We start from the raw sequence: 17,485 nt of genomic DNA, 5'->3' as shown, positions 1-17,485 counted from the left end.
TCACATCGATTGCCCGGTGGTCGGAGAGTACGCGTTTCGTCCGGCTCGCCGAACCCGGCACGACCACCCGGGTCCCGGTGCTAGCGTCCCGATCATGGGCGCCGGCGCTCGGGGACTGCTTGCCGTGAGCGCGGCCGCCCTCGTGGCGGGCATCGCGATCGGTTTCGTGGGCGGGGCGTTCCGCTGGTGCCTCGGGATCGCCGATCGGTGGCGTTTCGAGCTGCTGGAGTGGGCCGGCCGCGCCCCCGGTCCGGGCTGGCTCGTCCCGGTCGCCGTCGCAGCGGTCGGGGCCGCGGCGGCGGCAATGATCGTCCGGATCGTGCCGTTGGCGTCGGGCAGCGGAATCCAGCACGTCGAGGCGGTGTACCGGGGGGAGGCCGATCCCGCGCACCTCCGGTTGGTCCCGGCGAAGTTCGCCGGTGGGCTGCTCGCTATCGGATCGGGTCTCGTCCTCGGTCGCGAAGGCCCGACCGTGCACATGGGTGCGGCTATCGGAACCGAAACCGGGCGCCGCGCAGGACTTCCCGAAACCGATGTCCGCATCACCGAATGCGCGGTGGCGGGTGCGGGGCTCGCCGTCGCGTTCAACGCGCCGATCGGTGGGGCCCTGTTCGTGTTCGAGGAGGCGACCGGAATATTCCGCACGCGCATCGTGATACCGACCCTGTTCGCGGTCGCCGCGGCCGTGACCTGTTCCCGGTTCATCACCGGCGACCGCCCCGACTTCGCGGTGGGCGCGATCGAGTCCGCGTCACCGGTCCTGCTGCCGCTGTTCGTCGTGTTCGGCGCCGCCACAGGCGTTCTCGGCGTGCTGTACAACAAGCTGATACTCGGATTCCTCGCGGCCACCTCCGCGGTGCACCGAGTACCTCCGGTCGTGGTCGCCGCGGTGATCGGGGCGATCGTCGGACTGCTGCTCGTGCTCGATCCGCTCGCCGCCGGTGGCGGCGACACCCTCTCCCAACGCATCGTGGGCGGCGAAGGCGTGCTGTTGCCCGGCGCTCTGGGGTTGCTGCTCATGCGATTCGTCGCCGGACCGCTGTCCTATGCGGCGGGGACACCCGGTGGCCTGTTCGCCCCTCTGCTCGCCGTCGGCGCCCTGTGGGGGTCGATCTTCGCCGACGTCGCCGATCTCGTTCTGCCCATTCATGATCCGGGTCTCGGCGTGTCGATGGCGATCGTCGGCATGTCGGCGTTCTTCGCCGCGACGGTACGCGCACCCTTCACCGGCATCGTGCTCGTGATCGAGATGACCGCCGTCTCCGCGATCACCGTTCCGATGGCCGCGGCATCCGCTGCGGCGGTTCTCGTCGCCCAGCTCGCCGGCTCGGCTCCGATCTACGACAGCCTGCGGCACCGGATGCTCGCGTGAGCGGTGTGCCGTTGTGGCGGTCGGAGCCACCACAACGGCACACGGCGGCGGAGCCGCCACAACGGCACCCGGCGGCGGAGCCGCACTATCGGCCGATGAGGTCCACCGACAGTTCCCGCATCTCGACCTTGCGGATCTTCCCGGTGACCGTCATCGGGAACTCGTCGACGACGTGGACGTAGCGGGGGATCTTGTAGTGCGCGAGCTTGCCGATGCAGTACTCGCGGAGCGAGTCGGCGTCGAGCGGTTCGGCGCCCTCACGCATCTTGATCCACACCATCAGTTCCTCGCCGTACTTCTCGTCGGGGACGCCGACGACCTGGGCGTCGAGGATGTCCGGGTGGGTGTAGAGGAACTCCTCGATCTCGCGCGGGTAGATGTTCTCGCCGCCGCGGATCACCATGTCCTTGATGCGGCCGGTGACCGAGACGTAGCCGTCGGCGTCCATGACACCGATGTCGCCGGTGTGCATCCACCGCGCGGCATCGATGGCTTCGGCGGTCTTGTCCGGCTGGTTCCAGTAGCCGAGCATCACGGAGTATCCGCGCGTGCACAGTTCCCCGGGTTCGCCGCGCGGCACGGTCAGACCGGTCGACGGATCGACGACCTTGACCTCGAGGTGCGGTCCGACGCGGCCGACCGTCGCGGTCCGCTGGACGATGCTGTCGTCGCTGCGGGTCTGCAACGACACCGGCGACGTCTCGGTCATGCCGTAGCAGATGGACACCTCGGTCATGCCCATGCGATCGATGACCTGCTTCATCACCTCGACGGGGCACGGCGAGCCCGCCATGATGCCGGTACGCAGGCTCGACAGGTCGTAGCCCTCGAAGCCGGGGTCGGCGAGTTCGGCGATGAACATCGTGGGGACGCCGTAGAGCGAGGTGCAGCGTTCCTCGGCGACGGCCGCGAGCGTCTGCGCCGGTTCGAACGACGGACCCGGAATCACCATGGTGGCACCGTGGCTCGTGCAGGCCAGGTTGCCCATGACCATCCCGAAGCAGTGATAGAACGGCACCGGGATGCACACCTTGTCCTGCTCGGTGTAGTGGCACAGTTCCCCGACGAAGAAGCCGTTGTTGAGGATGTTGTGGTGGCTGAGGGTGGCTCCCTTGGGGAAACCCGTTGTTCCCGAGGTGTATTGGATGTTGATCGGGTCGTCCGGGGACAGGTCCGCCTGCGCGGCGGCGAGCCGGGTGCGGTCCGTGGACAGTGCGTTCCGGCCGGTCTCGACGAGGTCGTTCCATTCGGGGAGTCCGAGCAGCACGACCTGCTCGAGATCCGGGCAGTCGCCGCGCACCTCGGCGATCATCGCGGCGTAGTCGGAGGTCTTGAAACTCGGCGCGGCGACCAGCATCCGGATCCCGGCCTGGGTAAGCACGTACTGCAGTTCGTGCGACCGGTAGGCGGGGTTGATGTTGACGAGGATCGCCCCGATCTTGGCGGTGGCGTACTGCACGAGCACCCATTCGGCACAGTTCGGCGCCCAGATGCCGACCCGATCGCCCTTGCCGATGCCCGCGTGCAGCAGGCCCAGCGCGAGCGCGTCGACTTCGGCGGCGAGCTCGGTGTACGTCCAGCGCCGGCCGGTGGGACGGTCGACGAGGGCGTCCCGGTCTCCGTGCCGGGCGACGGTTCGGTCGAAGTTGTCGCCGATCGTGTCACCGAGCAGCGGTACCTCCCACGCGCCCGAGGCGTAGCTGGGGAGTTCGGGTGTGGCGATGCCGGTCATCGATTTCTCCTGGGGTGTGCGCAGCCCGGGTAGGTGGTACTCGTCCACCATCCTTACTCTTTCCGGGCCACCGATGTTTCGAATTCTGGACAGCTGCTGCCGTCACGACAGCCGAGAACGGCGCCCTCCCCGGGGGTGATGGGGAGGGCGCCTGCGCGATCTACAGAGCGCGATCGCGGGTCTCGACGAGCGCCCTGGTGCAAACCAGGCTCAGGACGCCGAGGACAGCGAGCATCACGCCGATCGCGATGCCGCCGTAGGACGCGGCCAGCGGTGCGGCGAGCATCGGCGGGATGGCGCCGCCGAGGACACCGGCGAGGTTGTAGCCGAGGCCCGCACCGGTGTAGCGGTACCGGGTGTGGAACATCTCCGGCAGGAGCGCGCCGCAGGGGCCGTAGGCGATGCCGAAGATCGCCAGGGTGACGACCATGCCGACGATGAACGCGGCGGGCGAACCGGTGTCGAGCAGCGGGAACAGCGCCAGCGCCCACACGACGGAGAAGCCGCAGGAGATCATGATGACGCGGCGGCGTCCGACCCGGTCGGAGTACAGCGCGGAGAGCACGATCGAGAGGCCGAACACGAGCGAGGCGGCGATGCCGACGACGAGCACGAACGGTCGCGAGAATCCGAGGGTCTTCGTCGCGTAGCTGGTCAGGTAGGCGGTGCCCATGTAGAAGAAGGCGAACATGATCGCCAGCGCGCCGGCCGAGAGCAGGATCTCCTTGGTCTGGTAGCGCAGCGCGTCGAGGAACGGCAGGGTGCGCTTCCCGGTGGCCGCAGTTCCGTCATCCGCAGCTGCGCGGGCTGCCGCCTCGGCACGGAAGACCGGAGTCTCCTCGATGGCGAGCCGCATGTAGAGGCCGATGGCGACGAGAACGATGCTGAACAGGAACGGAATTCGCCAGCCGTAGGTGAGGAAGGCGTCGTTGGTGTCGCCGAGCGCGAGGCCGGTGAACAGGAACGTGCCGCTCGACAGGGCGAAGGCGATCGCGGGCCCGAGCTGGGGGAACATCGCATACAGGCCGCGTTTGCCGGGCGGGGCGTATTCGGCGGTGAGCAGGGTCGCGCCCGCCCATTCGCCGCCGACGGCGAAGCCCTGGGCGAATCGCAGGAGCACCAGGATGATCGGGGCGGCCACGCCGATGGTCTCGGCGCCGGGCAGCAGACCGATGAGCAGGGTCGAGAGACCCATCAGCAGCAGGGTGGACACGAGGGTCTTCTTGCGGCCGATGCGGTCGCCGAAGTGTCCGAACAGCATCGCGCCGACGGGCCGGGCGATGAACGCGACGGCGAACGTCGCGAAGGCGGCGACGGTGCCGGCCGTGGCTCCGAGGGCGGGGAAGAACACCGTCGGGAACACGAGGGCGGCGGCGGTGCCGTAGATGAAGAAGTCGTAGAACTCGATGGTGGTGCCGATGCAACTGGCGATCGCGACTCGCCGGATGCCGGGGCCGCGCTTGCTGGATGCGGGCGGGGCGACTGGGCGCCGGCCCCCGGGCGCGACCGAGGGTTCGTTCCCCGGTGTCGACACAGTGGTCACGGTTGTCCTCCGTTGGTTTTCCGTCCGGGCCGCGGCGGCGTCCGCTGCGACTGGAGGAAAAAGTAGTGACCCGCCTCACTACCCCACTACCCCCGAAAGGGGGGTGGGTGTGAGACGGGTCACATAGTTCGCTTAACGAAAGATAACGCGTGTGGCGACGGCAGGCGTCAGCGGCCCGCCGCGCCCGCCAGCTCCGCCCGCATCTCGTTCCACACCGTGGCATAGGAATCGATGTTGCCGGCGGTCGCCCACGTCAGGGCGCCGCCCTTGACCTTGCCGAGCGCCTCGGCGAACAGATCCTGGTACCGGGACAGGCGCGGCACGAACGCCGACACGTCGTCGAAAACGTTCTGCGCCTTGCGATCCAGCGCAACGAGGGCGTCGACGAAGCCGTCCGCCTCCACATCCGCCAGGATGCCGGCGAGCTCCTCGTCGAGCGCCTCGAACTGCTCGAACAGCTCGGCGATCGAGTCCTCGTCGATGGACACACGCTCGGCGTCGAGCTGATCGGACAGCTCCGAGCGACCCTTGTCGGTCAGCGAGATCGCCCCGCCCTCCTCGGTGGCCTTGCCCTGCTCGATCAGCGCGTCGTAGGCGGCCTGCCCCGCGCTCACCCCCACCCCCAGGTGAGCGGCGATCACCTCCGCGGTGACAGCCTTCTTCAACGACACCGTCTGCAGCAGCGCCAGCTCGTCGACATTTCCTGCGAACGCCATATCCCACTCCTCATCGCCCGGCCCGCGGGCGGGTCCGTCCCGCCCGGTCGGACGGTGCCTCGATTCTCGCCCACGGGGTGCGGGTGCACAGAACCCGACCTCGGCGTTCACGGCCCGCCCCGGGACGATGGAGTTAGGATAGGCTCCGCATCCATGCGTATTCGCTCCACCCGCGGCCGGTTCGTCGCCGCCTCCCTCCTGCTCACCTTCGCCCTCACCGCGTGCGGCGGCACCGACCCCGGCAGCAGCGGCTCGGCCGCCGGCAACACCGACGTGGCCACCGGCGGCCAACTGTTCTCCACAGCCGACGAGGAGACCGCGAAGCTCGGCAGCGACGCCGCCCCGGGCCGGTTCCCCCGCACCGTCACCCACGCCCTCGGCGAAGTCGAGATCCCCGCGAAGCCGGAGCGCGTCGTTGTCCTCGACAGCGGCGAACTCGACGCCGTGCTGTCGCTGGGCGTTACGCCCGTCGGCCTTGCCAGCCCCGAAGGCGCCGCCGGGCAGCCCTCCTACCTCGCCGACAAGCTCGACGGCGTCGCCGACGTCGGCACGATCAACAACCTCGACCTCGAGGCCATCACCGCGCTGAAGCCGGACCTGATCCTCGGCAGCAAGTTGCGCGTGGACAAGCTGTACCCGCAGCTGTCGACGATCGCCCCGACCGTGCTGGCGATCCGCCCCGGCTTCCCGTGGAAGGAGGACTTCCTGCTCGTCGCGGACGCGCTCGGCGAGGAGGACACCGCGGAAGCGCAGCTCAACGCGTACCAGACCCGTGCCGACGAGGTGCGCGCCGCGATCTCCGGTGATCCGAGCATCTCGCTGGTGCGTTTCATGTCCGGCAAGATCCGGCTCTACGCGAACAAGTCGTTCATCGGCGTGATCCTGCAGGACGTGGGCCTGCGCCGCCCCGAGATCCAGAACATCGACGAACTCGCCGCGGAGATCAGTCCGGAGACGATCACCGAAGCCGACGGCGACTGGGTCTTCTACTCCAACTACGGCGCGCAGGACGCACAGGCCGAGGTCGTCGGCGGCCCGCTGTGGGCGAACCTGGAAGCCGTGAAGAACGGCAAGGCCGTGGCCGTCAGCGACGAGACGTGGTTCCTGGGCCTCGGACCCACCGGTGCCATGCGGGTTCTCGACGACCTCGAGCGGCTACTCACCGGCAACTGATCCGGCGACGGTCTCCCCCGGTCCGACGGCACGCGAGGTGTCCTTGAGCTCGACACCGGACCGGCCCAGCCGTCGCGCGCCGTCGACCAGACCGGCGACGACCCGGGCGGCACTGTCGTAGCCGAGCCCGCCGGGCGGATGGATGTTGGACACGCAGTTGCGTTCGGCGTCCGTCCGGCCGGGCTTCGGATCGTGGGTGAGATACACCCCGAGACTGTCGGCCACGGACAGCCCCGGCCGCTCCCCGATCACCACCAGCACGGTGCGGACACCGAGGGCCGCACCGATGTGGTCGCCGAGCGCGACCCGCGCCGAGGTCGCGATCACCGGGGGCGCCACCGTCAGGTGCCGCGGCAGGGCGGCGACGATCGCGGCGACGAGCGCCGCACCGTGCTCGGCCAGCGCACGCGGCGACAGTCCGTCGGCGAGCACGATGCCGATGTCCGCGCCGGTCGCGGGAACGTCGCCGAGGTCGTCGGGGATCCGGCCCAGATCGGGCCGCCGCAGGTATTCGCCACGGTCACGGACCCGGCTGCGCACCACCACCGGAGTGCCGATCCCCACCCGGTCGATCTGCGCGGCAAGGGTTTCCACGTCGAGCGGCTGGTGCACGGCATCGCGGGCAGCGGCGTGCGCGGCCCGGAACTCGAGCATCCGCGCGGTCGGGACACCGTCGCCCGCCCGCCCGAGTCCGATGCGCGCCTGCGTGACCGCGCGCAGCGGTCCCCAGAAGTCCGCCGTCATGCGGCACCACCGGTGAGTGCACGCAGCGGGGAGGCGGCCGGGTCGACCGGCAGGATCCTCCCGTCGTCGTCGGCCATGCCCAGTCCGCGCAGCCAGTGCTCGAATTCCGGGGCAGGCCGCAACCCGAGGGCCCGCCGCACGTACAGGGCGTCGTGGAAGGACAGGGACTGGTAGCCGAGCATCACGTCGTCGGCGCCGGGCACCGTGATCACGAACGAGACGCCGGCGACGCCGAGCAGCGTGAGCAGCGTGTCCATGTCGTCCTGGTCGGCCTCGGCGTGGTTCGTGTAGCAGACGTCGACGCCCATCGGCAGGCCCAGCAGCTTGCCGCAGAAGTGGTCCTCGAGGCCGGCCCGCACGATCTGTTTCCCGTTGTAGAGATATTCCGGCCCGATGAACCCGACGACCGTGTTGACCAGCAGCGGATCGAACTCTCGCGCGACCGCGTAGGCGCGGGCCTCGAGGGTCTGCTGATCGACCGGGCGGCCGCCGGTACCGAGGTGCGCACCGGCGGACAACGCCGAGCCCTGACCGGTCTCGAAGTACATGGCGTTGTCGCCGACGGTGCCGCGCCCGAGCGAACGTGCCGCGTCGTGCGCCTCCCGCAGCATCGACAGGTTCACCCCGAAACCGGTGTTCGCTCCCTCGGTGCCGGCGATCGACTGGAACACCAGATCGACCGGGGCACCGGCCTCGATCAACCCGACGGTGGTGGTGACGTGCGAGAGCACACACGACTGCATCGGAATCGCGAAACGCTGCCGCATCTCGTCGAGCAGATGCAGCAGATCCGCAGTGGCCTGCGGGGAATCGGACGCCGGATTGACACCGACGACGGCGTCGCCGCAACCCATGAGCAGCCCGTCCAGGGTCGCGGCGGCGATGCCGCGCGGGTCGTCGGTCGGATGGTTGGGCTGCAGGCGGGTCGCGAGGCGGCCCGGCGGGCCGACGGTCGTGCGGAACCCGGTCGTGACGGTGACCGCGCGGGCCACCGCGACGAGATCCTGATTGCTCATGAGTTTGCTGACGGCAGAGACCATTTCGGGTGTCAAGCCCGGCGCCAGGGCGGCGAACGTGTCGGCCGCGTCGGGGGCCGTGGCGTCGGTGAGCAACCGGTCGCGCAGGCCTCCGACGGTCAGGTGCGCGATCGGCCGGAACGCGTCACGGTCGTGCCGGTCGAGGATCAGCCGGGTGACCTCGTCCGACTCGTACGGCACCACCGTCTCGGTGAGGAACCGGTCGAGCGGGACCTCGGCGAGCGCCCACTGTGCCGCGGCGCGTTCTGCGTCGGATTCGGCTGCGCACCCGGCCAATTCGTCGCCGGACCGCAGCGGGGTGGCCTTGGCGAGCAGGTCGACGAGGCCGTCGAAACGGTAGGTCGTGCCGGCGAGCTGCCGGGTGTAGATCGTCACTTCAGTTCGGCCTCCGCGGCAGCGAGGGCGGCGAATTCCTCGTCCGGGGAGTTCGCGACGAGCCGGTGCCGGCTGTAGAGCCCGAAGTACGCCATGAACGCGGCGAAGGCGCCGAGGGTCCACAGTGCGGCGATCGGGTCGACCAGGAAGGTCGCGACGACCGCGATCGCGGCGACGACCAGGGCGAAGGATGTCGTGACCACGCCGCCGGGCGTGCGGTACGGACGCGGCATGCCGGGTTCGCGGACGCGCAGCACGATGTGGCTCACCATCATCAGCACATAGCTCAGAGCGGCCCCGAACACTGCCATGTTCAACAGCATCGCACCTTCGCCGGTCAACGACAGCGCGAAGCCGATGACGCCGGGGACGATCAGCGCGAGCATCGGCGCCTTGCGCCTGTTGGTCACCGACAGGCTCGTCGGGAGGTAGCCCGCCCGCGAGAGCGCGAACGTCTGACGCGAATACGCGTACATGATCGAGAAGAAGCTCGCGATCAGCCCGGCGAGACCGATGTAGTTGACGACCTTGGCCGCGCCGGTGTCGCCGAGCGCCTCGACGAGCGGATTCCCGGACGTGGACAGCTCCTCGGAGCCGAGGGCGCCGGTCGCGAGGAACAGCACCGTCGCACCGGTGACCAACAGGACTACCATCGACACGATGATCCCCTTGGGGACGTTCTTCTCCGGTTCCGTGGCCTCCTCGGCCGCGAGCGGGACCCCTTCGACCGCGAGGAAGAACCAGATCGCGAACGGCACGGCCGCCCACACGCCGATCAGTCCGAACGGCAGGAACGCCGATGCCCCGGCCGCGCTCTCGTCGACGGGGATATCGGTCAGGTTGGCGCTGTCGAAGAGCCCGGCCGCGGACACGGCGAACACCACGAGCCCGACGAGGGCGATGGCGGTGATCACGAACATCGCCTTGAGCGCCTCACCGGCGCCGGTGAGGTGGATGCCGATGAATATCGCGTAGACCGCGAGGTACACCCACCAGCCGTCGGTGATGCCGAACAGGTCCAGTGATTCGACGTAGGCGCCGATGAACGTGGCGATGGCGGCAGGAGCGATCGCGTATTCGATGAGAATCGCTGTGCCGGTGGCGAACCCGCCCCACGGACCGAGCGCACGCCGGGCGAAGGTGTAGCCTCCGCCGGCGGCGGGCAGCGCCGAGGACAGTTCGGCCATGCCGAGCACCATGGCGGAGTACATGCCGGCGATGACGATCGAGGCGACGAGCAGGCCGCCGAACCCGCCTTCGGCCAGGCCGTTGTTCCAGCCGGCGTAGTCGCCGGAGATCACGTAGCTCACGCCGAGACCGGCGAGCAGCACCCAGCCCGCGGAACCCTTTCGGAGGCTGCGCTTCTCGAGGTACTCGCTGCTTTCGAGGTGGGCGTCGACGCCGTCGTGGTGGAGGGCTGCCTCGGCACCGGCTGCGATCGGATCGGGTGGAGCCATGGTTCCTCTTCTCGTCGACGGGAGCCCGCCGGGTCGACCGGGCACGCCGAGAACACCGCGCGATCTCACGGTACGGGCGATGTGTACATGCTGCGTCAGCGCAAGGTCACGGAAGAGTTACGAGGTGGCGCCGCGCGTGGGTGGGACGGGGCACGCGTCGGCGGCCTCGGCGACCACGGTCGGCTCGGTCGCCGGTTCCGGGCGGGCACCGGCCGCCCAGTCCCTGCCGAGCAGGGGCGCCCCGGAAATGAGTGTGGCGGAGGCGAGTGCCGCGTTCTCGTCGTCGGTGAACACGACGCCGCGGCTGAGGAACCGCAACCCCTCGGGCGCCTCCAGACTGAACCCCGAGCCGCGACCGGGTACGACGTCGAGCACGAGCCGGGTGTGCTTCCACGCGTCGAACTGGGAACCGGAGATCCACACCGGCACCGCGTCCCGGTCGCCGGGAAGCGTGGGGGCGGTCTCCCCCACCGCAAGCCGCAGGTCGAGCAGACCGAGCAGCACGTCGCGGTCGCCGACGACGAACTCGCCGTCCGGGTAACACATCGGCGCCGACCCGTCGCAGCACCCGCCGGACTGGTGCATCATCAGCGGCCCGTGCCGGTCGACGAGGCGGCGCAGGAGTTCGACGGCGTCTGCAGTGGCGACGACGCGCGGCGGAACAGGCATGCGTGCGGTCCTTTCTGGCGTCCCGACGTTCTGCTGCCCACCACCCGCACCCGAGCGAATGTATCGTTCGTCTCCTTCAATCGACTGAACGATACATTCGCTCGGGAGTACTGGCGGGTGAGCGGGCGGTCGATCAGAAGAAGCCCTGGGCCTTGGGGGCGTAGGACACCAGGAGGTTCTTCGTCTGCTGGTAGTGGTCGAGCATCATGTGGTGGTTCTCGCGACCGATGCCGGACTGCTTGTAGCCACCGAATGCCGCGTGCGCCGGGTACTGGTGGTAGGTGTTCGTCCACACCCGCCCGGCCTGGATGGCGCGACCGGCCCGGTAGGCGACGCCGCCGTCGCGGGACCACACGCCGGCGCCGAGACCGTACAGGGTGTCGTTGGCGATGGAGATCGCGTCGTCGAAGTCCTCGAACGAGGTGACCGACACGACGGGACCGAAGATCTCCTCCTGGAAGATCCGCATCTTGTTGTGGCCGCTGAACACCGTCGGCTGGACGTAGTAGCCCCCGGACAGGTCGCCGCCGAGGTCGGCGCGCTCACCACCGGTGATGACGGTGGCGCCCTCGTTCTTGCCGATCTCGATGTAGGACAGGATCTTCTCGAGCTGGTCGTTGGATGCCTGCGCGCCGATCATGGTGTCGGTGTCGAGCGGGTTGCCCTGACGGACCGCCTTCGTGCGGACCGCGGCGAGCGACAGGAACTCGTCGAAGATGTCCTGCTGGATCAGCGCGCGGGACGGGCACGTGCACACCTCGCCCTGGTTGAGCGCGAACATGGTGAAGCCCTCGAGCGCCTTGTCCTGGTAGTCGTCGTTCGCGGACAGGACGTCGGAGAAGAAGATGTTCGGGCTCTTGCCGCCGAGTTCGAGGGTGACCGGGATCAGGTTCTGCGACGCGTACTGCATGATCAGGCGGCCGGTGGTGGTTTCGCCGGTGAACGCGATCTTGCGGATGCGCGGGCTCGACGCGAGCGGCTTGCCGGCTTCCACACCGAAACCGTTGACGATGTTCACCACACCGGGCGGCAACAGATCGCCGATGACGGAGATCAGGTACAGGATCGACGCCGGGGTCTGCTCTGCCGGCTTGAGGACGACCGCGTTGCCCGCAGCCAGCGCGGGAGCGAGCTTCCACACGGCCATGAGGATCGGGAAGTTCCACGGGATGATCTGGCCGACGACACCGAGCGGCTCGTGGAAGTGGTACGCGACCGTCTCGGAATCGATCTCGGAGATCGAACCTTCCTGCGCGCGAATGGCTCCCGCGAAGTAGCGGAAGTGGTCGATCGCGAGCGGGATGTCCGCGTTGAGGGTTTCGCGGATCGGCTTGCCGTTGTCCCACGACTCGGCGAGCGCGATCGACTCGAGGTTCTCCTCGATGCGGTCGGCGATCTTGTTGAGGATGATCGCGCGCTCGGCGGGCGAGGTCTTGCCCCACGCCGGGGCGGCGGCGTGCGCGGCGTCGAGCGCGAGTTCGATGTCCTCCTCGGTGGACCGGGCTACCTCGGTGAAGGGCTGCCCGGTGACCGGGGTGACGTTCTCGAAGTACTGCCCCTTGACCGGCGCGACCCACTGGCCGCCGATCCAGTTGTCGTAGCGGGCCTGGAAGGACATCAGGGCGTCGGGTGAACCGGGGCGGGCGTACACGGTCATCGGTGTCTCTCCTGCGTGTCGTCGGGCCGCACTGGGTGCGGGACGGTCGGATCGTCCCCTCGCGGGGTGTGATCCGGAACACTAGGAGCAACGGGGTTGCAACTACGTTGCGAGCTGCCGATCCAACAGATCGATCCTGGCCTTGACCTGCGCATACATCGCCGAACCGGGATCGAGGGCGGTGAGGTACGCGGACCAGGCGGTGAGGTCGTCGCGGCCGTGCACCGACGACGTCCACTGCGCCAGCAGGTGCGCATCGCCGGCGCGCAGCAGCGCCGCCTGCACGCGGGTGCGCAGTTCGTCGCGGATCTCCTCGATCCCCGGCGCGGCCGATCCGGGCAGCACCGGCCCGGTGTACAAGCGCACCGCGGTCGCGGTGTCGCCGCGGTCGAGAGCGGCACGGACGTCGGCGACATCGGTGACGAGGTCGCCGAGCAGCCGATACGGCCGCGATCCCACCCGATCCGATCCGAAGGTCTTGCGCAGCCGCGACATCTCGGCGCGAATCGTCACCGAGTCGAGTTCGGCCTCGTCGAGCAGGACCGCGAGACGGTCCGCACCGAGCCCCTCCGGATGATCGGCGAGCAGCAACAGGATCTCGGCGTGCCGCTGCGACAACGGGATCCGCTGCCCGTTGCGGTGCAGCATCGGCCGGCCCGACCCGAACGTCTCGAGGCGGGACGCCGATCCGGTCAGCAGATGCGGGGCGCTCATGAGGTGCAACCGCAGCTCCGCCTCGGCGGCAGCGACGGTCGCACGGACGAGTTGCAGCACTTCCGGCACGGCGACACGCGGACCGCCGGTGATGTCGATGGCACCCAGGATGCGGCCGCTGATCGGATCGTGCACCGGCGCCGCCGAACAACTCCAGTCGTGCACGGTCCGGTTGAAATGCTCGGCCGCGAAGATCTGCACCGAATGATCCAGCGCCAGAGCGGTTCCGGGAGCATTGGTGCCGACGTGGTCTTCGCTCCAGTCGGCGCCCTCGACGAAACTCATCGACAGCGCCCGGTCGCGGGCGGAGTGATCACCCTCGACCCACAGCAACCGGCCGCGCTCGTCGCTGATCGCGACGAGCAGACCGTCGTCGGCGGCGTCCTCGACGAGGAGTTTGCGCACGACCGGACGGATCAGCGCCATCGGATGCCCCGAGCGGTATTCCTCCAGGTCGACGCCGGTGAGCAGGCTCGGCTGGTCCACCGAATCCGGGTCGATGCCACGTTCGACGCTGCGCAACCACGAGTCGCGCACGACCGAGCGGACCGCCGACGTGCCCTCGCGCGCATCCAGGAATGTCCGGTGGGCCGACGACATGCGCAGCGCGTGTGCGGCGGCGTCGTCCCCGGGCCGCAGCGCCACCCACGGGTTCACCGACGGCTTCGTTGTCTGGGTCATCTACCGGCGTCCTCCTTGCCGACACTGTAGTCCAGGTCACACAGGTGGCGCCAAGCGCCCGGTGTGTCTTTGTGGCGCCCCCGACCGCCACAAAGACACACCGACGCGGTGGGCGAGCATCACGGCGGTGGCGTGGGGGCCGCGGCTCGGCACCTCGGGGAACACGGAGGTGTCGACGACGCTCAGACCGTCGATGCCGTGGACGCGGCACCGTTCGTCGACGACCGACCCGTCGTCCGTGCCCATCCGGCACGTGCCGGACAGGTGCAAGGACGTCCCGAGGTGCGTGGTGCGACTGCCCGTGTCGACGAGGTCGGTCATCGCGCCGAGCATGTCTGTGGCGAGGTGGACACCCTCCCGGAGGTCGGCACGATCCTGCGGGTGCTCGAGATAGCGGTAGTCCAGGACGGGCGCGGACCGGGGATCGGCGGGATCGAGCAGAATTCGTCCGCGGCTGCGGGGCCGGGTGAGCACGACGCCGAGCACCGGGTCGGCGACGCCGCTTCCCGGAATCGCCGTGCCGAACGGCACGGTGTACGGGCGCAATTCGAGCGACCGGGTGTGCAGAACCGTCTCGAGCAGCGGCCCCCTCGTCGGCAGTTCACGCCGATAGCGGTATCCGATCGCCACCTCGGGATGGTCGGTGAAGTCCCGGCCGACCCCCGGAAGGTCGTGCAGCACAGCGATTCCGAGTCGCCGCAGTTCGTCGGCGGGGCCGATGCCGGAGAGCATCAGCAGTTGCGGTGAGTGCACGGCACCAGCGCACACCACGACGTGGCCGGCCGTGATCTGTCGGGTGCCCGCTCCGTCGGCGACCTCGACCCCCACCGCGCGACCGTTCGCCAGGACGATCCGCAGCACCTCCGTGCCGGTGGCCACCGTCAGGTTCGTCCGGCGCAGGACCGGCAGCAGGTACGCGAGCGCGGGACCGACGCGCATCCCGTCGCGGATGTTGAGCGGGACGCGGCCGACGCCGTCGGGACCGGGAGCATTGAGGTCGTCGACGGCCGCGAATCCCGCCGCGACCGCGGTCTCGTGGAACGCGGCGGACACCGGGTGCAGCCGATCCCACGGGACCCGCCCTACCGGCACGGGACCGTCGCTGCCGTGCAGGTCGCCGGGAAAGTCGGAGTCGGTTTCGAGGGCTCGGAAGTCGGCGAGCACCTCGTCGTACGCCCACGACGCCGGCCAGCGGGCGAGATCACCGGGCCGGGCCCGCACGAAGTACGCTCCGTTGACGGCACCGGAACCGCCGAGGACCCGTCCCCGCGCCACCGTGGTGGCGACCTCGGCGGTGAGCCGCGCCGTGTACCGGGCCGCCCAGAAACTGCCCGGACCGACGGGAACGGTTGCGGCAGTGCGTATTTCGTCCGGGGTATCGTGCACGGTCCGGTACCCGGGTCCGGCCTCGAGAAGCAGCACGGATCGATCCGGATCGTCGCTGAGCCGTGCCGCGACCACGGACCCGCAGCTTCCTCCACCGACCACGACGACGTCGGCGTGTGCCGGCAGCACGTCAGTTCCGGATGTCGGGGATCAGCGCGGCCGGGTCGCGGGCATCGAGCGCACCCTTCCACAGTCCGGCACCGTATGCGAGATCGTCGAGCCGTTTGTAGAGCACGTAGCGCACGGGGTCGAGACCGCCTTCCTCGCGATGCCCGAACCAGTCCCAGAGTCCTTCCGCGACAGCGAAAGCCGCGACCGTCCGCCGTATCCGGGCGGAGAACAGCGAAGCGACGAGGGTGACCGGCCAGTAGTGCCGGCAGAGAGCGGAGGCGAGCTGCCACATGCCTCCGGCGAAACCCTGCGCGGTGAGCACCGCGGCGATGCGGGTGGGCTGGTCCAGTTCGGTGAACATGCGCCGCAACCGCAGCAGGGTCACGAGCAGCGAGATCGCCGAACCCAGCGCCCCGAGGCGGGTGCACGTGGCGGCGGCGACGCAGGCGAACAACGTCCACACCGACATCACCATCGGGGCGACGGACCCGGGATGCCGCGCCGCCAGCGGAGCGGCACCGGTTCCGTAGAAAGCCTTGCGGGTGAACCACTTCCGGAATCCGATCCGGTGATCGTGCGCGACCCGCGCGACCGGCTCGTAACGCAGCCGCCAGCCGGACTGCTGCAGCCGCCAGCACAGGTCGACGTCCTCCGCGACGTGCATGGTCTCGTCGAACCCGCCGAGTTCGTCCAGCACGTCGCGGCGCACCACCATCGCGGCGCTCGGTACATAGGCGACGGGGCTGCCCGCGACCACCGCGGCTTCACGGCGTCCGAGATCCAGCGACGACCGGGCGTGTTCGTACCGTGCGAGCGGGGCACTGTCCGGGTCGAGCGCGACGATGCGCGGAGCGACGAGGGCGACCGCGGGATCGGTGAAGTGCCCGAGAATCGCCTCGAGCCAGCCGATGCGGGGCACCACGTCGGAATCCAGGAATGCCACGAACGGTGTTGTGGCCGCCCGCATTCCGGTGTTCCGGGCAGCCGCGGGTCCCCGCGACGTCTCGTGGCGCAGGACCGTCACCTGACCGGTCTCGGGTGCGACGAAGGGGGTTTCGGATCCGTCGTCGACGACGATCACCCGGACCGATTCGAGCGCCTGCAGCAGCCGTCGCAGACCGGCAGGGTTGTCCTTCGCCGGGACCACGACGGTCACGTCCGAGGTCGACGGCAGGGCTGTGGGCCGGGGGTTGCCGACCCCCGAGTCGAGGAGCCGGCGGGCCACGACCGCGGTCCTCGAATCGACCACCCTCAGGTAGCCGTCGTCGAGCATCGCAGCCGCGGCCGGGGCGAGTTTGAGCATGCGGGTCGGTGACCCACCGATGAGCACCCGTCCGGCGGAGAACGCTCGCACCCGAGGGTCGATCCGGACGCCGAAACCGTCGGGCAGCCGCGACGTGGGAGTGCGCTTCGTTGCGCCCTGTGTCACCGGAGTCTCCCCTCTGCACCGGGCTGCCAGCGGGCAACCTGTGCAGTCGCACGTTCGACCAGGTCTGCGAACATCCGGGCTCCCCGCTCCGCGGTGGCGGCCGTGGGATCGCCCAGCACCCCGTTCGCCGACACGGCGACGATACCGCCCTCCCGCAATCGGGGCAGCAGAGTCGCGATGGATTCCGTCGAACCCACCTCGGCGCGGTCCATTGCCACGACCTCGGGTGCCAGGTGCAGCAGCAGGCTGGTCTCCGTGTCCCCGGCATGCGCATCCCCACCGGGTACCGCGCACGGCAGCCACGCGGCGTCCCGGCCCTCGTAGCGCAGCAGGGCAACCGCTTTCGCGAGGGCGTGCGCGTTGCCACCGTGGCCGTTGACGAACACGACGCGCGCGGCCCACCGGCACACCGACCGGCCGTATTCGACGAGCAGTGATTCCATGACCTCGGCGCCGATCGAGACGGTGCCCGCGAACGCCTCGTGTTCACCACTGGCCCCGTAGGCCACCGCCGGCGCGGTCACCACGTCCGGCAGCGCTCCCGTGACCGCGGTCGCGATGCGCGTGTCCGTGTCCAGCGGCAGGTGCGGTCCGTGCTGCTCGAAGGCGCCGACCGGAACGGCGACGGTCGCATGGCCCGGCGCGATGTCGGGCCAGCGGGCGGTGTCGAGGTTCCGGTTCACCGCCCC

Annotated in this window: 14 protein-coding genes; 2 read left to right on the top strand and 12 right to left on the bottom strand. The window is 69.6% G+C overall.

Annotated elements, in window-relative coordinates; genetic code table 11:
- The first annotated feature begins 94 nt into the window (after window positions 1–94).
- Entirely contained in the window at window positions 95–1,372 is a 1,278-nt protein-coding gene (locus tag ACWDTS_RS22935) for a chloride channel protein (RefSeq protein ID WP_450119090.1), read from the top strand.
- Window positions 1,373–1,457: 85 nt separating this feature from the next.
- On the opposite strand, the gene ACWDTS_RS22930 is transcribed toward ACWDTS_RS22935, so the two are convergent.
- From ACWDTS_RS22930 to ACWDTS_RS22920, 3 genes are all read right to left on the bottom strand, one after another.
- Window positions 1,458–3,104 (bottom strand): AMP-binding protein, encoded by a 1,647-nt coding sequence (locus ACWDTS_RS22930; RefSeq protein ID WP_450119089.1) that lies wholly within the window; start codon window positions 3,102–3,104, stop codon window positions 1,458–1,460.
- A 160-nt stretch (window positions 3,105–3,264) separates the two neighbouring features.
- Window positions 3,265–4,647: an MFS transporter gene (locus tag ACWDTS_RS22925; RefSeq protein WP_450109648.1), complete on the bottom strand. Its 1,383-nt coding sequence runs from the start codon at window positions 4,645–4,647 to the stop codon at window positions 3,265–3,267.
- Between the two features lie 167 nt (window positions 4,648–4,814).
- The gene (locus ACWDTS_RS22920) at window positions 4,815–5,363 is read right to left on the bottom strand and encodes a hypothetical protein (RefSeq protein ID WP_248676539.1); all 549 of its coding nucleotides are present in this window, start codon (window positions 5,361–5,363) and stop codon (window positions 4,815–4,817) included.
- 153 nt (window positions 5,364–5,516) lie between these two features.
- On the opposite strand from ACWDTS_RS22920, the gene ACWDTS_RS22915 reads away from it, so the two are divergent.
- Window positions 5,517–6,536: an ABC transporter substrate-binding protein gene (locus ACWDTS_RS22915; protein WP_197257321.1), complete on the top strand. Its 1,020-nt coding sequence runs from the start codon at window positions 5,517–5,519 to the stop codon at window positions 6,534–6,536.
- On the opposite strand, the gene eutC is transcribed toward ACWDTS_RS22915, so the two are convergent.
- From eutC to mftE, 9 genes are all read right to left on the bottom strand, one after another.
- Window positions 6,519–7,280: an ethanolamine ammonia-lyase subunit EutC gene (gene eutC, locus ACWDTS_RS22910; protein WP_197257319.1), complete on the bottom strand. Its 762-nt coding sequence runs from the start codon at window positions 7,278–7,280 to the stop codon at window positions 6,519–6,521. The two genes, ACWDTS_RS22915 and eutC, sit on opposite strands and share 18 nt — an antisense overlap.
- Window positions 7,277–8,692 carry an ethanolamine ammonia-lyase subunit EutB gene (locus ACWDTS_RS22905; protein ID WP_450109647.1) on the bottom strand — a complete coding sequence of 472 codons (1,416 nt, stop codon included), beginning with the start codon at window positions 8,690–8,692 and terminating at the stop codon, window positions 7,277–7,279. Before ACWDTS_RS22905 ends, eutC begins: the two co-directional genes overlap by 4 nt.
- Window positions 8,689–10,149 carry an ethanolamine permease gene (eat, locus tag ACWDTS_RS22900; protein WP_450109646.1) on the bottom strand — a complete coding sequence of 487 codons (1,461 nt, stop codon included), beginning with the start codon at window positions 10,147–10,149 and terminating at the stop codon, window positions 8,689–8,691. The genes ACWDTS_RS22905 and eat overlap by 4 nt, the downstream gene beginning before the upstream one ends.
- A gap of 117 nt (window positions 10,150–10,266) precedes the next feature.
- A complete protein-coding gene (locus ACWDTS_RS22895; RefSeq protein WP_197257317.1) occupies window positions 10,267–10,818 on the bottom strand; it encodes a DUF779 domain-containing protein in 552 nt (183 codons plus the stop codon).
- Between the two features lie 133 nt (window positions 10,819–10,951).
- Entirely contained in the window at window positions 10,952–12,475 is a 1,524-nt protein-coding gene (gene adh, locus ACWDTS_RS22890; RefSeq protein ID WP_197257315.1) for an aldehyde dehydrogenase, read from the bottom strand.
- Between the two features lie 102 nt (window positions 12,476–12,577).
- On the bottom strand, window positions 12,578–13,870 hold the full coding sequence (locus ACWDTS_RS22885; protein WP_197257313.1) for a sigma-54-dependent transcriptional regulator family protein: 1,293 nt from the start codon (window positions 13,868–13,870) through the stop codon (window positions 12,578–12,580).
- 36 nt (window positions 13,871–13,906) lie between these two features.
- Window positions 13,907–15,385, bottom strand: coding sequence for a mycofactocin dehydrogenase MftG (mftG, locus tag ACWDTS_RS22880; RefSeq protein ID WP_450119088.1), 1,479 nt, complete (start codon window positions 15,383–15,385; stop codon window positions 13,907–13,909).
- Window position 15,386: 1 nt separating this feature from the next.
- A complete protein-coding gene (gene mftF / locus ACWDTS_RS22875) occupies window positions 15,387–16,796 on the bottom strand; it encodes a mycofactocin biosynthesis glycosyltransferase MftF (protein ID WP_450119087.1) in 1,410 nt (469 codons plus the stop codon).
- Window positions 16,793–17,479, bottom strand: coding sequence for a mycofactocin biosynthesis peptidyl-dipeptidase MftE (gene mftE / locus ACWDTS_RS22870; RefSeq protein ID WP_450109643.1), 687 nt, complete (start codon window positions 17,477–17,479; stop codon window positions 16,793–16,795). Before mftE ends, mftF begins: the two co-directional genes overlap by 4 nt.
- Window positions 17,480–17,485 lie beyond the last annotated feature (6 nt).

The organism is Rhodococcus sp. NPDC003383, assembly GCF_053589115.1.
This window is presented reverse-complemented; position numbering and strand designations above follow the sequence as displayed.